The following is a 16,467-nucleotide window of genomic DNA, read 5'->3' on the forward strand; positions in this document are numbered from 1 at the left end:
AGGCTGAGTTGCCGACTGGGCTGCCCGCTGGGCTGCTTACTTCTTGGCGGAACCCTTCGGGACGAACAGCGTCTCGGCGTGCTCCAGGGCCATGCCGTTGGTCTCCGGGACCTTGAACATCACGAAGAAGAACGACGCCGCCGCGAACAGGGCGTACATGGCGTAGGTCAGCGGCAGCGATGCGGCGGCCATGACGGGGAAGCTCAGCGTGATGGCGAAGTTGGCGATCCACTGGGCGGCCGCGGCCAGGCCGAGCGCGCGGGCGCGGATGCGGGACGGGAAGATCTCGCCCAGCAGCACCCACACCAGCGGACCCCAGGAGGCGCCGAAGCTGATGACGAAGACGTTGGCGGCCACCAGCGCCGCAGGGCCCCAGCCGCCGGGGAGCGTGATGTTCTCACCCGAGCCGGTCGCGGAGCCGAAGGCCACGGCCATGGTGGCCAGCGAGGCGGCCATGCCGATCGAACCGGCCAGCATGATGGGGCGGCGGCCCACCCGGTCCACCAGGGCGATCGCCACGAGGGTGACCAGGATGTTGGTGATGGCCGTGGCTACCGAGATGGTCAGCGAGTCCTTTTCCTGGAACCCGACGGCCTTCCACAGGGTGGTGGAGTAGTAGAAGATCACGTTGATGCCGACGAACTGCTGCAGCACGGAGAGGATGATGCCGATCCAGACCACCGGCTGCAGGCCCAGGGCCTTGCCGCGCAGCGAACCCTTCTTGCCGGCGATCTTGTCCTCTTCGATGGCGTCCTTGATGTCGCGCAGGTGACGGTCCGTGTCCTCGTTCGGGGCAATTGACTTGAAGACCTTGCGGGCCTCCTCGTCCTTGCCCTTGACCACCAGGAACCGCGGGGATTCCGGCAGGGTGAACGCGATCCAGCCGTAGATCACGGCGGGGACGGCGCCTGCAATGAACATCCAGCGCCAGGCCTCGATGCCGAACCAAAGGTTCTGGTCGGCGCCGCCGGCGGTGTTGGCGAACAGGGCGTCAGAGAGCAGGGCCGCGAAGATACCGGTGGTGATGGCGAGCTGCTGCAGCGAGGCCAGCCGGCCTCGGACGTGCCGCGGGGAGATCTCGGAGATGTAGGCGGGGGCGATCACCGAGGCGAGGCCGATGCCCAGGCCGCCGATCAGGCGCCAGAAGATCAGGTCCCAGACGCCGAAGGCGAAACCGGTGCCGAAGGCGCTGACCAGGAACAGCAGGGCGCCCAGTTTCATCGCCGGGATGCGGCCATAGCGGTCCGCGACCTTCCCGGCGAGGTAGGCGCCGGCCGCGCAGCCCAGCAGGGCGACGGCGACGGCGAAGCCGGTCACGGCCTCGCTGAGGGCGAACTGTTCCTTGATGGCATCGACGGCGCCGTTGACGACGGAGGAGTCGAAGCCGAAGAGGAAGCCGCCGACGGCGCCCGCCACGGCTAGCCAGATGACCCGCTTCGGAATCTTCGCGGCGGTCTGGTCCTGGGTGGTGGTCATATGGCTCCCTCGGCAAATCGTGGTCAGCGGCTTGCGCCGCAACTATCCAGTTTTACACCGGTCCCCGCATGGTGCACGTCACGGGGACCGCGAAAGTGAGCCGAAACATAGCGGAACCGGGCGGTTAGGCGCCTCCGGCGGGGACGGCCGAAGCCGCTCCCGCCGGAGGGTGTCACCCTTCGCCCGGGTCAGTGCGCCGCGGCAGCGGCGCCTTCCCGGGCGGCGGCCTTCGGGTCGGTGAGCTTCTTGTTCGGCAGCGCGAAGGTGATCAGGAACGCGATGCCGGTGAGGATGGCCGCGGTGAGCATGACGGCGTCGATCGATTGGGCGAAGCCCTCGGTGATCGGGCGGGTCAACTCGGGGTTGGCGGTGTGCAGCCAGCTCGTGTCGTTCAGCGAATCGTTGCTGGCGCCGTCCTTGAAGAAGGCGTACAGCTTGGCGTTCGCCGGATCAGCCGCCACCGCCGGGTCCTTGAGCACCTTCAGGTAGTCGGCGTTCTGGACGGCGGCCTTCATGCCGTTGCCCACCTTGTCCGCCGCGAGGCTGAACAGCATGGAGATGAACACGGCCGTGCCGACGGCGCCGCCCATGGAGCGGAAGAACGCGGCCGAGGAGGTGCCCACGCCCATGTCCTTGGGCGGGACTGAGACCTGCATGGCCAGGGTCAGCGGCTGCATGCAGAAGCCCAGGCCCAGGCCGAAGAACACGGCGATCGCGCCGGGGACCCACAGCGGGGTGTCCACACCCAGGGACAGGCCCATGACGACGGCGGCGCCGGTCAGGACCGCGGTGCCCAGGATCGGGAAGATCCGGTAGGTGCCCGAGGCGGAGATGGTCCGGCCCGCGGTGATGGAGCCGGTAAGGATGCCCACCGTGAAGGTGATCATCATCAGGCCGGCCTCGGTGGGGGTGAGTCCCTTGACCAGCTGGAGGTACATGGGCAGCATCGCGATGGCGCCGAACATGCCGATGCCGATGATGAAGTTCAGCAGCGAGGACAGCCCGAACGTGGTGTTGCGGAAGAGGCGAAGCGGGATCAGGGCGTAGTCACCGGCGCGCTTTTCGGCCAGCAAGAACGCGGCGATGCCGACGACGCCGAGCCCGTAGCAGAGGAAGGCCCCCGTGGAGGCCCAGCCCCAGGTGCGGCCCTGTTCGGCGACCAGCAGCAGCGGCACGATCGCCAGGGTGATGGCGGCGGCGCCCCAGTAGTCGATCTTCTGCTTGAGGTGTTTAGCGGGCAGGTGCAGATAGAGGAAGACGACGGCGAGGGCGGCCAGGCCGATCGGGATGTTGATGAAGAAGACCCAGCGCCAGCCGTCGAAGCCGAGGATGTTCGCGGAACCGGCGAACGCGCCGCCGATGACCGGGCCCAGCACGGAGGAGACGCCGAAGACGGACATGAAGTAGCCCTGGAACTTGGCGCGGTCCTTGAGGGCGACGATGTCGCCGATGATGGTCAGCGCCAGGGCCAGCAGGCCGCCGGCGCCCATGCCCTGGATGCCGCGGGCAATCGCCAGCTCGGTCATGGAGTGGACGGACCCGGCGTAGAGGGACCCGGCCAGGAAGATGAGGATGGCTGCGAGGTACAGGGGTCGGCGGCCGAAGATGTCGCTGAGCTTGCCGTAGAGGGGGGTGCTCACCGTGGAGGTAATCAGGTAGGCCGTCGTCGCCCAGGCCTGCAGCGAGAGGCCGTCGAGGTCGTTGGCGATCGTGTAGATGGACGTCGAGACGATCGTCTGGTCCAGCGACGAGAGGAACATGCCGAGCATGAGGCCCACCATGACGGTGATGGTCTGACGGTGCGTCAGGACCTCGCCGGGCAGGCGGGCGGAGGTGGTGGTGGACATGACTGCTCCAAGGGGAAAGATTCAGGATTTAAGCACAAAGGTTGCTTTCAGTAACTATCTTAGTGCCAGCTTTGTTCCTGATTTTCCGGCCAATTTTCCTGGCGGTCTCAACGCTCCAGCAGGATGCCGTCCGGGTCGCACCAGATCCACTGCCCGGGCCGGATGCTGACGCCGTCAATCACCAGCTCCACGTCCTGTTCACCGGCGCCGTTCTTGGCGCTCTTGCGCGGGTTGCTGCCCAGGGCCTTGACGCCCAGCGGGAGCCCGGCGATGGCCACGCGGTCCCGGATGGCGCCGTTGATGACGACGCCGGCCCAGCCGTTCTCCACGGCGCTCGCGGCGATCATGTCCCCCATCAGGGCGGTGCGCAGCGAGCCCCCGCCGTCGACCACCAGGACCGCGCCGTTGCCCGGGGTCGCCAGCACGCTCTTGACCAGGCCGTTGTCCTCGAGGCAGCGGATGGTCCGGACCGGGCCGGCGAAGTGGCTCCGCCCGCCCAGCGACTGGAACTGCAGGGCCACGGAGTCCAACTCCTCCCCGCGCTCGTCGTACAGGTCGGCGGTGTTGACGGGCGTCTGGGTCATGGCGTCTCCTCTGGCGGCGGGTGTGGCTCTTGCAGCCCACGATAGTCTGGCCCCAGCCTGGTCCACCGCGCCAGACATCCGTTCCGGGGGGAACCGCATGAGCCTGTCCGATCTGCCGGCCGCCGGGAGCGCCTCGGCCGCCACCGCCGAACCGGTCCGGCCCGTCCGGCCGGTGTGGACCACCGGCGTCGTCCTGGTCAACGTGGGCATCAACGCCGCCTTCTTCGGCCCGCTCCAGGTCCTCCTCGGCCAGCAGGCAGCGGTGTTCGACGAGGGGCAGAAGGAAGCCATCCTGGCCCTGGTCACCGGGGCGGGTGCGGCGGTGTCCGTGGTGGCGAACCCGCTGAGCGGGGCCCTGAGCGACCGCACCGCGGCACGGCGGGGCCGGCGGGTCCCGTGGGTGGTCTTCGGCGCGGTGCTGGGCGCCGCCGCCCTGATGGCGCTCGCCGGGGCGCCGAACGTGGCCGTCATGGCGCTGCTGTGGTGCCTGGTCCAAGCCGGCTGCAACGCCGCCTACGCCGCCATCACCGCGGCGATCCCGGACTGGGTCCCCGTCGCCCAGCGCGGCACCGTGGGGGGCCTCGCCGCGATGGGCCAGACCGTCGGCATCCTGCTGGGAGCCGTGATCGCCGCCGTCGTCGCCGGGCACTTTGGCCTGGGCTATGTCCTCTGCGCGGCCGTCCTGCTCGCCGGCGTCGTGCTGTATTACCGGCGCAACGACGACGTCGCCCTCCCGCCGGGGGAGCGTCCGCCGTTCGCGCTGGCCGCCTTCCTCCGCAGCTTCTGGGTCTCCCCGGCCCGGTACCCGGACTTCGCCTGGGCCTGGCTGACCCGGCTGCTGGTGAACATCGGCAACCACATGATCACCCTCTACCTCCTATTCTTCCTCACGGACGCGGTCCGGCTCCGCGAAACCCAGGGCATTGAGGCCGAATTCGGCGTGCTCATCCTGACCGGCCTGTACGCGGTGATGGTGATCATCACCAGCGTGATCGGCGGCCGGCTCAGCGACCGGATGGGGCGGCGCAAACCCCTGGTCATCATCTCCTCCGCCGTGATCGCCGCGGCCGCCCTGGTCCTGGCCTTCGACCCCACCTGGCCTGGGGCCCTGGTGGGCGCGTCGGTGCTCGGCATCGGCTTCGGCGCCTACCTCGCCGTCGACTTCGCGCTGATCACCCAGGTGCTGCCGACGGCGTTGAGCCGCGGCAAGGATCTGGGCGTCATCAACATCGCCAACTCGCTCCCGCAGGTGCTCGCGCCGCTGATCGCCTACCCGTTCGTCGCCCTCTGGGGCGGGTACGTCTCGCTCTACGTGGCGGCCGCTGTGATCGGGCTGCTGGGCGCGGTATTCGTCGTGAAAATCAAGGGCGTGGACTGAGCCGCAGGCTCCCCTGTGACTGGCCGGGCGCCCAGCCCGGTGCCGTATAGTGGACGGGATTCCCGCGGCACCCCGGCGGAGCACGCCTCCGCAGTGCCGAGAAAACGACCCCGGAACCTTGCCGATGCCTGAGTCTCTTTCCGATCTTCCCCCGATGGCGCCGCCGCCCACGCTGCCCCGGCAGCGGCAGCGCTATGCCCGCATCCTCGACGTCGCCGCCGGATTCGCCCGCACCGGCCTCGACGCCGTCGTGCTCTCCGAAGTGGCCGCCAAGGCCGACGTGCCGCTGGGTACCCTCTACCGGTACTTCCCCTCCTCCACCCAGCTGATGCTGGCCCTCTACCGCAAGCAGCTGGGCGAGCTGCACGTGGGGGACCGGCCCGCGGGGACCCGCGCCCCGGTGCACGTCCTGGTGGGCGTCGTGATGGAGATCTTCCACATGCGCCTGATGCAGCCGGCGGTGGAACAGTGCCTGAACCGGGTGGTGTACGCCAAGGACACGGACACCACCCGCCTGCTTCGCGACATCGACGCGACGGCGGAGAAGGCCGTCACTGCCGTCAGCGGCGACCCCGTGGTGTCCCGGGTCCTGCTGCTGACCGTGTCCGGGCTGGTGCAGTCCGTGCGGTGCCGCAGGCTCTCGCTCTTCGAGGCCGAGGAAGACCTGAAGCGGGCCTGCTCCCTCTTCGAGCGCGGATCCCAGGCGGCCAAGCCGGTCTAGACCGGTTACTCCTTTGTGTCCGGCCGACTCCGGCCCGGCCCCCGATTCTGGCTACCATGGCAACACCGGAGCGGCGCCATGCCAGCACTTTCCGGAATCTCCACCGCAGGCCCGCCACCCCGGGGCCGCCGCCGGAGTTCCCCACGACCACCCTGGGCGCGTCCGCGCCCAGGCAGCCAAGTGCCGTATGCCCACGGTCAGCCCCAGGAGACAACGACGTGTCCATTGAAACCATCCTGCCCACTTCCGCCGACGACGCAGCCGGGGCAGCAGCCGCCCCGATCGACGACCAGGAAATCTTCGCCTCCCACCAGGGCGGAAAACTCTCCATTGCCAGCACCGTCCCGCTGGAGAGCAAGCGCGACCTTTCCATCGCCTACACCCCGGGCGTCGCCCAGGTCAGCCGGGCGATCGCCGCGGAACCGGAACTCGCCAAGACCCTCACCTGGGCCGAACGCCTCGTGGTGGTGGTCAGCGACGGCACCGCCGTCCTCGGACTCGGCGACATCGGCCCCAGCGCCTCCCTCCCGGTGATGGAGGGCAAGTCGGCCCTGTTCAAGGCCTTCGGCGACCTCGACTCCATCCCGCTGGTGCTCAACACCACAGATGTCGACGAGATCGTGGATACCCTGGTCCGCCTGCGGCCCAGCTTCGGCGCCGTCAACCTCGAAGACGTCTCGGCTCCGCGCTGCTTCGAGCTCGAGGAGAAGCTGATCGAGGCCCTCGACTGCCCCGTCATGCACGATGACCAGCACGGCACCGCCGTCGTGGTCCTCGCCGCCCTCACCGGTGCCGCGAAGGTCGCCGGCCGCGACCTGGAGGGCCTGCGCGTGGTGGTCTCCGGCGCCGGCGCCGCCGGAATCGCCGTCGCCGAGATCCTGCTGACCGCCGGAATCGACGACGTCGTCCTGCTGGATTCCCGCGGCGTGATCAACCGGGAGCGGGCGGACATTGCCGCGGATCCGGCCAGCAAAAAGGCCCGGCTCGCGGCCCGCAGCAACCCCCGCGGTGTCAGCGGCGGCCCGGGCGAGGCGCTGGAGGCGGCAGACGTCTTCATCGGCGTCTCCTCGTCCCGGCTGGACGAGGCGCACCTGGGCCGGATGAACGGCGGAGCGATTGTCTTCGCCCTCTCCAACCCGGACCCGGAGGTGCTGCCCGAGGTCGCCGCGAAGTACGCGGCCGTCGTCGCCACCGGCCGCAGCGACTTCCCGAACCAGATCAACAACGTCCTGGCCTTCCCCGGCATCTTCCGCGGCGCGCTCGACGCCGGTGCGCGCCGGATCACCCCGGCCATGAAGCTGGCCGCCGCGCGGGCCATCGCCGCGCTGGCCGAGGAGGACCTCTCGGCCGACTACATCGTGCCCAGTCCGCTGGACCCGCGCGTCGCCCCGGCGGTGGCCGCCGCCGTCGCCGCCGCGGTCTCCGAGGGGTAGGAGGGCCGGCCCTAGACTGGGCAGGTGTTTGCCGAAACGCTCGTCACCGTCCTGTGCGGCCTGGCCATCCTGACCGGGGTGGCGGGCATCGTCATCCCGGTCCTGCCGGGCAGCATCCTGATTGCCCTCAGCCTGCTCGCCTGGGCCCTCTGGGGCGGGGCGGGCACCACGGGCTGGGTGGTCCTGGCCGTCGGCGGGGTGTTCGTGCTGGCCTGCATGGCCGCCGGCGCGGTGCTTACGGGCCGGAAGCTCAAGCAGCACAGCATCCCCGGCCGCTCGGTGGTTACCGGGCTGGTGTTCGGCGTCGTGGGCATGTTCCTGATCCCCGTGGTGGGACTCTTCGTCGGGTTCGCCGCGGGCCTGCTGTTGAGCGAACTGCACCGCACCCGCGCCTGGCGAACCGCCGCGGCGTCCAGCTGGGCGGCCCTGAAGGCCACGGGCCTGGGCATGCTGGCCGAGTTCGGCCTCGCGTGCCTGGCCGCCAGCACCTGGGTGATCGGCGTCTGGACGGCCGCGGTCGCCTAGCGGCCCGGCGGTAGGTCCGGGGTCCTAGTCGGCGAGCAGTCCGGTGGTCCGGTAGGGGATGACCTCGCGCAGGAACATGCTGGTGGAGGTCCGGACGATGCCGGGGCAGAGCCGGATCTCCTCGGAGACCCGGTAGAGGTCGTCCGGGCTGGTGGCGACCACCCGGATCAGCAGGTCGGTGTCCCCGGCGGGGGCGTGGCATTCGAGGACCTCGGGGATGTTCCGCAGCGCGGCGATCGCCTCGTTCAGGTGGCTCTGGTCCAGTTCGGCGCTCACCGCCGCCGCCACGCCGCGGCCCAGGGCGGCGGGGAGGACCCGGCTGCTGTTGGCGCGCAGGGCGCCCGAGGCGGTCATCCGCTCCAGCCGCGACTGCACGGTCCCGCGGGCCAGGCCCAGTTTCTGCGCCAGCAGCATGATTGGCATCCGGGGTTCCTCGTCGAGGGCCAGGAGGATCCGCCGGTCCGTTCCGTCGAGCTGCTGCAATCTGACCACTCCCTGCTAGATGTTTGGGTCCGCCTTGGTCAGTCTGATCAATGCCACCGGCGTCCGTTGCATCAACTGTAGGGCTTCTGCTCAAATGGTGGCAACAAAGGAACGCCGGCCACCGCCGGCACCCAATGGCTGCAGATCTCCCGGCACACCTCCCGGCCTCTGGATCCGGCTCCCGCAAGGAGCCTGCCGCTGATTGACTCTTGTTCACACCCTGGTCATTCCGCACACCCTGGCAAGAGCCCCTGAGCCCCCGACGTCGGTTCCCCGAAGTCATCGGTGGCTGAGGGGCTCTTGTGCTGTCCGGCATAGGCTTGACCCATGGATCCCGCCGGCCGCTTCGCCCCCAGCCCCTCGGGAGAGCTGCACGCCGGCAACCTCCGCACCGCCCTCCTCGCCTGGCTCTTCGCCCGCTCCTCCGGCCGCCGGTTCCTGCTGCGCGTGGAGGACCTGGACCGGGCGCGCTCCGGCGCCGAGGACGCGCAGTTGAGCGACCTGGCCGCGATCGGCCTGACCTGGGACGGCCCCGTCGTCCGCCAGACCGACCGGGAGCCGCTCTACGCCGCCGCGATCGACCGGCTGACCGCTGCGGGCCTGACCTACGAGTGTTTCTGCACCCGGCGCGAAATCCAGGAGGCGCCGTCGGCCCCGCACGCGCCGCAGGGCGCCTACCCGGGGACCTGCCGGAACCTGGATGAGGCCGAACGTGAGGCCAGGCGCGCACTCCGGCCCGCCGCGATCCGGCTGAGGGCCGCCGTCACCGAGGGCACCATCCGGGACCGGTTGCTGGGGAGTTTCACCGGCGTCGTGGACGACTTCGTGCTCCGCCGCGCCGACGGGGTCACCGCCTACAACCTCGCCGTCGTGGTGGACGACGGCGAACAGGGCATCGACCAGGTGGTCCGGGGAGATGACCTGCTGCCCTCCACCCCGCGCCAGGCTTACCTTGCAGGTCTGCTGAATATTCCCGTGCCGGAATATGCGCATGTGGCGCTGGTGCTGAACGCCGACGGCGCCCGGCTGGCCAAGCGCGACGGCGCCGTCACCTTGTCGGACCTCGCCGCCGCCGGCGTGACCGCGGACCGGGTCCGGGACCTGCTCCTGGCCTCGCTCGGGCTGCCGCCCGGCCCGCTCGGGAATGCCCTGGCGGCCTTCGACCCGGCCGCGCTGCCGCGGGAGCCCTGGGTATGGACCGGGATGACGGACGCGTAGGCTGAACCCATGCCCGAAACAGAGCCTTCCGCCCCGCGCTTCACCGTCGAGACGGCCAGGGTCCTCGCCGAAGTGGCCCACAACCGGCAAAAGGACAAACTGAAACGGCCCTACCGCGAGCATGTGCTGGCGGTCGGCGACGCGCTGGCCGACTTCGACGAGGACATCCAGATCGCCGGCTACCTGCATGACATCGCGGAGGACACCCCGATCACCCGGCAGGCGCTGCTGGAGATGGGCGTCTCCGAGCGGGCCGTGGACATCATCGAGCGGGTCACGAAGCGGCTGCAGGACAACCCGGACGACTACCAGTCAGGCATCCGCGCGATCGCGGAACACCACGACGCCACGCTGGTCAAGATCGCGGACAACGCCCACAACTCGCTGCCGGAACGGGTGCAGGCCCTGGCCGAGAAGTGGCCGGACAAGCCGCCGGTGACCCGGTACGCCGAGGCGCGTCCCGTCCTCTACGCCGCCGTTCCCGTTGAGGAGACCCGCAAGATCCTGGCGCGGATCAATCCCTGGCTGCTGGCGGAACTCGAAGGGGACGCCTAGACCCGGCCCAGCAGGTCGATATCCTCCAGGAACTCCTGCTGCACCTCGGCGCTGACGGTGGTCCGGGTGTCCGCGATCGCGTCGAGATAGTCCTGGGTGGCGGGGCCCCGGCGCACGGCGCTTCCAGCGCCGGAACCGGGCGCTCCGCCGTCGCGCTCCCCATAGACCGCGTTCTCCAGGGCGCGCTGCGAGGCGCTCCGGGCGGCGTATTCGATGTCCGCGGGGGAGAAGCCCTCCGTGCGCTCCACCAGCAGCTCGATGTCGACGTCGTCCACCACCGCGGCGGGAATGAAGCGCTGCCACATCGCCTCGCGGGCCTGCCGGTCCGGGAGGCCGATGGGGATCACGTAGTCGAACCGGCCGTGGCGCAGGAACGCCGAATCCAGGGCGCGGATGAAGTTGGTGGCACAGACCAGCAGGCGGCCCGGCTGCTCGCGGAAGGCCGGGATGATCTTCAGCAGCTCGTTGGTCACGCCCTGCAGCGGCGACGGCGGATCCCCCGCGCGCTGGGAGGCGATTTCTTCCACCTCGTCGATGAAGACAACAGCGTGTTCCAGCTCCGCGATCTCCAGGAACGTCTCCCGCAGCGCCCCGGCCAGGCCCAGCGGGTCCGCGGCCAGCCGGGACGGGAAGACCTCCACGAAGGGCCACTCCAGCCGGGACGCGATCGCCTTGGCGAAGGTGGTCTTGCCGGTGCCGGGCGGGCCGAAGAGGACGACGGCCCGCGGCGGGACCACGCCGAACTCGTCGGCCAGCTCGGCTTCCGCCAGCGGCAGCACCAGCCGCCGCTCCAGCAGCTCCTTCTCGTTGCGCATCCCGGCGACGTTCTCCCAGAGGTCCCGCGCCAGGATCCGGCCGCCCAGCTGGCTCAGCGGCTCCAGCTCCTGGCGCTGGACCGGGATCCGGCGCTCGAAGTACCGGAGGTTCTTCTTCAGCACGAACCCGCGGCCCAGGAACGCCTCCACCCGGGTCTCGGACTCCGGCATGAGCGCGGAGAGCTTGTTCAGCCCGTGCGGGGCCATCCGGTTTTCCACCGCGGCCAGCAGCGAGGTGCCGATGCCGCGGCCGCGGTACTCGGGCAGGGTGGCCAGGAAGACGATCCAGCCCTGGTCGTGGGCGGCGCGGCCGACGGCGGCGCCCACCACCTGCTCGCCCTGCACCGCCACCACCGCGTGGTCCTTTTCGCAGGATGCGAGGACCTCGGAGAGGGCGTAGACCGGCTCGACGTTCGAGGCCTTCAGGGTCTCCCACAGGTGCAGGATCCCGTCCAGGTCCGCGGAGTGGAAGTCCCGGATGCGCCAGCTGGTCATGTGTCTCTCCCGGTGGATCGTCGTTGAGCCCGAAGGAATGCCTGGTCCGAGCTTAGGCGATCCGGCCTAGACGCTCCCGCCGCCGGCCCCCGGACCCGGCCGGTTCGCCACCAGCGGGGCGGGGCCGGTGAAGCCGTCACGCACCGCGGCGATCTCCAGGATGCGGTGCTTGCAGAGGCGCCAGCCGAGCATCAGGAGCGGGATGATGACCACCAGGGAGGCGATGGTCCACGTGCCCACGGGCGAGTCGAAAGCCATCAGGACCAGGACGGCCAGCAGGAACGCCAGGGTGATCCAGCCGGTGACGGGCGCGCCGGGCATCCGGAAGGAGGGGCGGAGGAGTTCGCCGCGGGCTGCGAGTTTCGCCAGCTGCATCTGGCAGAGCACGATCATGCCCCAGGTGCTGATGATGCCCAGCGACGCGACGTTCAGGACGATCTCGAAGGCCTCGGCCGGGACCACGGCGTTGAGGATGACGCCGAGGACGGCCACGCCGGCGGTCAGGGCGATGCCGCCGTAGGGCACGCCTGCCTTGTTCATCCGGGCGGCGAACTTCGGGGCCGAGCCGGAGACGGACATGGAGCGCATGATCCGGCCGGTGGAGTACAGGCCGGCGTTGAGGGAGGACAGTGCGGCGGTGAGGACCACCAGGTTCATGATGGCGTCCACGCCGTCGACGCCGATGGAGCCGAAGAAGGTCACGAAGGGGCTCTCGCCGGCCTTGTAGGCGTTGAAGGGCAGCAGCAGGGAGAGCAGGATCAGCGAGCCGACGTAGAATACCGCGATCCGCACGATCACCGTGTTGATGGCCCGGGGCATGATCTTCTCCGGGTTCTCGGTTTCACCGGCGGCGGTGCCGATCAGCTCGATGGAGGCATAGGCGAAGACGACGCCCTGCATCACCACGACGGCGGGCAGCAGCCCGTTCGGGAAGAATCCGCCGTTGTCCGCGATCAGGGTGAAGCCCACCTCGTGGCCGGGGACCGGGGTGCCGAAGATGACGAAGTAGATCCCGACCAGCAGGAAGGAGACCAGGGCCACCACCTTGATCAGTGCGAACCAGAACTCCATCTCACCGAAGACCTTGACGCTGATCAGGTTCAGGCCCAGGACCAGGATCAGAGCCGCCAGGGCCCAGGTCCACTGCGGCACGTCGGCGATCGGCGCCCAGTACTTCTTGAAGAAGTTCATGTAGAGCGCGACGGCGGTGATGTCCACGATCGCGGTCATCGCCCAGTTCAGCCAGTACAGCCAGCCGGTGACGAAGGCGGCCTTCTCTCCGAAGAATTCGCGGGCGTAGGAGACGAAGGATCCCGAGGAGGGCCGGTGCATGACCAGTTCGCCGAGGGCGCGCAGGATCATGAAGGCGAAGAAGCCGCAGACGGCGTAGCTGATGATCAGGGCGGGTCCGGCCGCGGCGAGTCGGCCGCCGGCGCCCATGAACAGGCCGGTGCCGATCGCGCCGCCGATCGCGATCATCTGGACCTGACGGGGTTTGAGGCTCTTGTGGTAGCCCTGGTCCTCGGCATGCAGGGCCGCCTCGGTGGCGTGGGCGTGCAGCGGGATGGTGTGGTCCGTGACCGTGGGCTGGGGGGAGCGTGCTGTTCCGGGAGATGACATGGGGGTCCTTATGGGGATTCGGGGGACGCTATTTGCTCAGGTTGGCCAGGCGCTGCGGGCTGAGGAGGTCGGCGAGCTGCTCGGCGGTGAGCAGCCCGTGTTCGAGGACCAGTTCCGCGACTCCCTTGCCGGTGGCGAGGGCTTCCTGGGCGATGGCCGTGGCGGTCGCGTAGCCCAGGTGCGGGTTCAGTGCGGTGACCAGGCCGATTGACTGCTCCACGGTGAGGCGGAGCCGTTCGGTGTTGGCGGTGATGCCCCGGACGCAGCGTGCCGTGAGGGTGCGGCAGGCGGCTTCCAGGTGCGAGATGCTCTTGTGGAGGCTGTGGACGATGATCGGTTCGAAGGCGTTCAGCTGCAGCTGACCCGCTTCGGCGGCCATGGTGATGGTGACGTCGTTGCCGATCACCTCGTAGGCGACCTGGCTGACCACCTCGGGGATGACCGGGTTGATCTTGCCGGGCATGATCGAGGAGCCGGACTGCACGGCGGGCAGGTTGATCTCGCCCAGGCCGGCGCGGGGGCCGGAGGAGAGCAGGCGGAGGTCGTTGCAGATCTTGGACAGCTTCACGGCCACCCGCTTGAGCACGCCGGAGAGGTGCACGAACGCGCCCACGTCCTGGGTGGCCTCGATCAGGTCGACGGCGGTGACCAGCGGCAGGCCGGTGATCCGGGCGAGGTGCCGGCAGGCGGCCTCGGCGTAGCCGGCCGGGGCGTTCAGCCCGGTGCCGATCGCGGTGGCGCCGAGGTTGATCTCGTGGATCAGCAGGTCCGCCTCGGCCAGCCGGAGCCGGTCCTCGCCGATGGTGACGGCGTAGGTGCCGAACTCCTGGCCCAGGGTCATCGGGACGGCGTCCTGGAGCTGGGTGCGGCCCATCTTGACGACGGTGCGGAACTCCATGGCCTTCGCGGCGAACGCGTCCTCGAGTTCGGTGAGGGCCTCGAGCAGTTCCCGGGCGGCGAAGATGGTGCCGAGCTTCACCGCGGTGGGGTACACGTCATTGGTGGACTGGCTGAGGTTGACGTGGTCGTTGGGGTGAAGCTGCCCGTAGTCGCCCTTGGGGTAGCCCAGGATTTCCAGCGCCCGGTTGGCGATCACCTCGTTGGCGTTCATGTTCGACGACGTTCCGGCGCCGCCCTGGATGACGTCGACGACGAACTGCTCGCTGAGCTTGCCGCTCATGACGTCGGTGCAGGCCTCCTCGATGGCGTCCGCGCGGCGGGCGTCCAGCAGGCCCAGCTCGTGGTTGGCGCGGGCGGCGGCCAGTTTCACGGCGGCGAGTCCCCGGACCAGGTACATGTTCGAGGACAGCGGCTGGCCCGTGATGGGAAAGTTCTCGACGGCGCGGAGGGTGTGGACGCCCCAGTAGGCGTCGGCGGGGACGTCCCGGTCGCCCAGGAGGTCGTGTTCCGAGCGGAAGTCTGCGGTGGCGGGGGTGGTCATGGCGTTCCTTAGCGTGCGTCGGTGCTGGGGGTGATGGAGGAGAGGAAGTCGGTGGCCTGGAGCAGCCCCACGGGGTGGCCGCCGCCCAGGACGGGTGCCGTGGCGAGGCCGGACAGGGTCTCCGCGTCGACGCCGAAGGCCGTCAGGATCCGGACGGTGACGGGCATGCGGGCGCGGTCCCCGCCGTCGGAGATCTTCACGGCGACGCCGCGGCCGTCCGGAAGGCCAGCGAGCTGGACGCCCTCGAAGCCGTCCTTGGCCACCAGGCCGGGGACCAGGCGCATCAGGGCGGTGACGTCCCGGTCCCGGCCGGCCACCATCTCCGGGTGGCGGCGCATCGCGACGGCCACGGCGGCCTCGGCTGTGTCGCTTTCAGCGGTGCCGGTCCCGGCGGCGATCCGACCGAAGGCGCGGGCCATGCCGCCGAGAGTCAGGGCGAACAGCGGGGTGCCGCAGCCGTCGGTGGAGGTCCGTTCCGGTTCCTCGCCGGTCAGTTCCACCACGGTCCGGGCCACCTGCTGCTGCAGCGGGTGGGCGGGGTCGAGGTAGCCGGCCACGGGCCAGCCGTTGATAACGCAGGTGGCGGCCATCGCGGCGTGCTTACCGGAGCAGTTCTGGGCCAGCTGGGTGGCGGTGCCGCCGGCGCGGAGCCATTCCTCTCGCTCGCGGACGCCGTAGGGCAGGTCGGTACTGTTTTCCAGCGCGTCCGGGCCGAGGCCGTGCAGTTCCAGGATGCGCAGCGCGCCGTCGCGGTGCTCGGGGCCGCCGGAGTGGCTGGCCGCGGCGAGGGCCAGGAGGTCGGCCGGGAGTTCGAGGCCGGCGCGGACCATGGCCACCGCCTGCAGCGGCTTCAGGGCCGAGCGGGGGTAGAACGGGGCCCGCGGGTCGCCGGCGGAGAGCAACAAGGAACCGTCGGCCGCGGTGGCCGCCGCCGAGCCGTAGTGGATGCTTTCCACCAGCCCGTCGCGGGTCTGGGCCGCCAGGGCGGCGTGCTGAGGCAGGCCGGCCGGGTCCAGGCGGTCCGGGGCGAGGGCGGGGGAAGGCAAAGTCATGGTGTCCTTTGGATCGGGTGGGCGTGGGTGGTGCCCGAAGGTGGCCGGTTAGACGGCGCTGGTGGGGTGCAGGATGGAGGCGAGGGCCTCGCCGACGGCGTTCAGGTGCTGGCTCATGGCCACCCGGGCGGTCGCGGCGTCGCCGGCCTCGATGGCGGCGAGGATCTTACGGTGCTCGTCGTTGGAGGCGTGCTGGCGGTCGGCCACCATGTTCAGGGTTTCCGACTGGGAGGCAAGGGCCTCGCGGATCTCCGCGACGACGTTCTCGAAGACCTTGTTCCGGCTGGCCTTGGCGATCAGGGCATGGAAGTTCGAGTCCAGCCCCACCCATACCTCGGGATCGTCCTCGCCGGCCATCTCGGCGACGATGTCCCGCATGGTTTCCAGCTCCTCGGCGGATCGCCGTTCCGCGGCCAGGCCGGCGGCGGGGACCTCGATGTGGGGCCGGGCCTCGGTCAGATCCAGGGCCGAGTACTGGCCGAGGACCAGGTCCGTGGCCACGCGGTCCGCAACCACGAAGGTGCCGCGCCCGGTGCGGGTCACGGTCAGGCCCAGGGCGGTGCAGGAGCGCAGGGCTTCCCGGACCACGGAACGGCTGACGCCGTACTGCTGGGCGAGGGTGGCCTCGGAGTTGAGTTTCGCGCCGACGGGGAGCTTCCCGGATTCGATATCCGAGCGGAGGACGTTGAAGACGGCTTCGGCGGCGCTAAGGCGGGCGAGAGGCTGTCCAGCTGTCCGGCTGTCTGACAGGTTCACACTTCAAATATGGCAGGGGTCACATCGGGCTGTCAATACGCGGGGCCGGATGACGAGGGATCTGCGGC

The 16,467-nt window shown here is 69.9% G+C and carries 15 protein-coding genes; 6 read left to right on the forward strand and 9 right to left on the reverse strand.

The window, feature by feature from the left end; all coding sequences use genetic code 11:
- Positions 1-36: 36 nt before the first annotated feature.
- The 3 genes from ACFVY3_RS10215 to rraA all read right to left on the reverse strand — a co-directional run bounded on the left by ACFVY3_RS10215 (position 37) and on the right by rraA (position 3,907).
- On the reverse strand, positions 37-1,476 hold the full coding sequence (locus ACFVY3_RS10215) for a sugar porter family MFS transporter (protein WP_377970874.1): 1,440 nt from the start codon (positions 1,474-1,476) through the stop codon (positions 37-39).
- Positions 1,477-1,664: 188 nt separating this feature from the next.
- The gene (locus ACFVY3_RS10220; protein ID WP_364138340.1) at positions 1,665-3,323 is read right to left on the reverse strand and encodes an MDR family MFS transporter; all 1,659 of its coding nucleotides are present in this window, start codon (positions 3,321-3,323) and stop codon (positions 1,665-1,667) included.
- A gap of 107 nt (positions 3,324-3,430) precedes the next feature.
- Positions 3,431-3,907, reverse strand: a complete 477-nt coding sequence (gene rraA, locus ACFVY3_RS10225) for a ribonuclease E activity regulator RraA (RefSeq protein ID WP_290257242.1) — start codon at positions 3,905-3,907, stop codon at positions 3,431-3,433.
- Positions 3,908-4,004: 97 nt separating this feature from the next.
- Here rraA and ACFVY3_RS10230 point away from each other — a divergent pair, with 97 nt between their 5' ends.
- The 4 genes from ACFVY3_RS10230 (at position 4,005) to ACFVY3_RS10245 (ending at position 7,964) form a co-directional block, all read left to right on the forward strand.
- Positions 4,005-5,285, forward strand: a complete 1,281-nt coding sequence (locus tag ACFVY3_RS10230) for an MFS transporter (protein ID WP_400159624.1) — start codon at positions 4,005-4,007, stop codon at positions 5,283-5,285.
- 124 nt (positions 5,286-5,409) lie between these two features.
- The gene (locus ACFVY3_RS10235; RefSeq protein ID WP_290257244.1) at positions 5,410-6,006 is read left to right on the forward strand and encodes a helix-turn-helix domain-containing protein; all 597 of its coding nucleotides are present in this window, start codon (positions 5,410-5,412) and stop codon (positions 6,004-6,006) included.
- A 218-nt stretch (positions 6,007-6,224) separates the two neighbouring features.
- Positions 6,225-7,439 (forward strand): NADP-dependent malic enzyme, encoded by a 1,215-nt coding sequence (locus tag ACFVY3_RS10240; RefSeq protein ID WP_400159625.1) that lies wholly within the window; start codon positions 6,225-6,227, stop codon positions 7,437-7,439.
- Between the two features lie 24 nt (positions 7,440-7,463).
- Positions 7,464-7,964, forward strand: coding sequence for a DUF456 domain-containing protein (locus tag ACFVY3_RS10245; RefSeq protein WP_400159626.1), 501 nt, complete (start codon positions 7,464-7,466; stop codon positions 7,962-7,964).
- Positions 7,965-7,988: 24 nt separating this feature from the next.
- On the opposite strand, the gene ACFVY3_RS10250 is transcribed toward ACFVY3_RS10245, so the two are convergent.
- The gene (locus ACFVY3_RS10250; protein ID WP_400159627.1) at positions 7,989-8,447 is read right to left on the reverse strand and encodes an Lrp/AsnC family transcriptional regulator; all 459 of its coding nucleotides are present in this window, start codon (positions 8,445-8,447) and stop codon (positions 7,989-7,991) included.
- 327 nt (positions 8,448-8,774) lie between these two features.
- Here ACFVY3_RS10250 and gluQRS point away from each other — a divergent pair, with 327 nt between their 5' ends.
- Both gluQRS and ACFVY3_RS10260 read left to right on the forward strand, forming a co-directional pair.
- Entirely contained in the window at positions 8,775-9,665 is an 891-nt protein-coding gene (gene gluQRS / locus ACFVY3_RS10255; RefSeq protein WP_400159628.1) for a tRNA glutamyl-Q(34) synthetase GluQRS, read from the forward strand.
- Positions 9,666-9,674: 9 nt separating this feature from the next.
- A complete protein-coding gene (locus ACFVY3_RS10260; protein WP_290257248.1) occupies positions 9,675-10,220 on the forward strand; it encodes an HD domain-containing protein in 546 nt (181 codons plus the stop codon).
- On the opposite strand, the gene ACFVY3_RS10265 is transcribed toward ACFVY3_RS10260, so the two are convergent.
- From ACFVY3_RS10265 to ACFVY3_RS10285, 5 genes are all read right to left on the reverse strand, one after another.
- On the reverse strand, positions 10,217-11,530 hold the full coding sequence (locus ACFVY3_RS10265; protein WP_400159629.1) for an ATP-binding protein: 1,314 nt from the start codon (positions 11,528-11,530) through the stop codon (positions 10,217-10,219). The genes ACFVY3_RS10260 and ACFVY3_RS10265 overlap by 4 nt on opposite strands.
- A gap of 66 nt (positions 11,531-11,596) precedes the next feature.
- On the reverse strand, positions 11,597-13,150 hold the full coding sequence (locus tag ACFVY3_RS10270; RefSeq protein WP_400159630.1) for an amino acid permease: 1,554 nt from the start codon (positions 13,148-13,150) through the stop codon (positions 11,597-11,599).
- Between the two features lie 28 nt (positions 13,151-13,178).
- Entirely contained in the window at positions 13,179-14,591 is a 1,413-nt protein-coding gene (locus ACFVY3_RS10275) for an aspartate ammonia-lyase (protein WP_290257251.1), read from the reverse strand.
- Between the two features lie 8 nt (positions 14,592-14,599).
- Positions 14,600-15,643: an asparaginase gene (locus ACFVY3_RS10280; protein ID WP_400159631.1), complete on the reverse strand. Its 1,044-nt coding sequence runs from the start codon at positions 15,641-15,643 to the stop codon at positions 14,600-14,602.
- A gap of 48 nt (positions 15,644-15,691) precedes the next feature.
- On the reverse strand, positions 15,692-16,399 hold the full coding sequence (locus ACFVY3_RS10285) for a FadR/GntR family transcriptional regulator (protein WP_400159632.1): 708 nt from the start codon (positions 16,397-16,399) through the stop codon (positions 15,692-15,694).
- Positions 16,400-16,467: the final 68 nt, after the last annotated feature.

The sequence above is a fragment of the Arthrobacter sp. BPSS-3 genome, from assembly GCF_044628475.1.
Classification (GTDB): domain Bacteria; phylum Actinomycetota; class Actinomycetes; order Actinomycetales; family Micrococcaceae; genus Arthrobacter.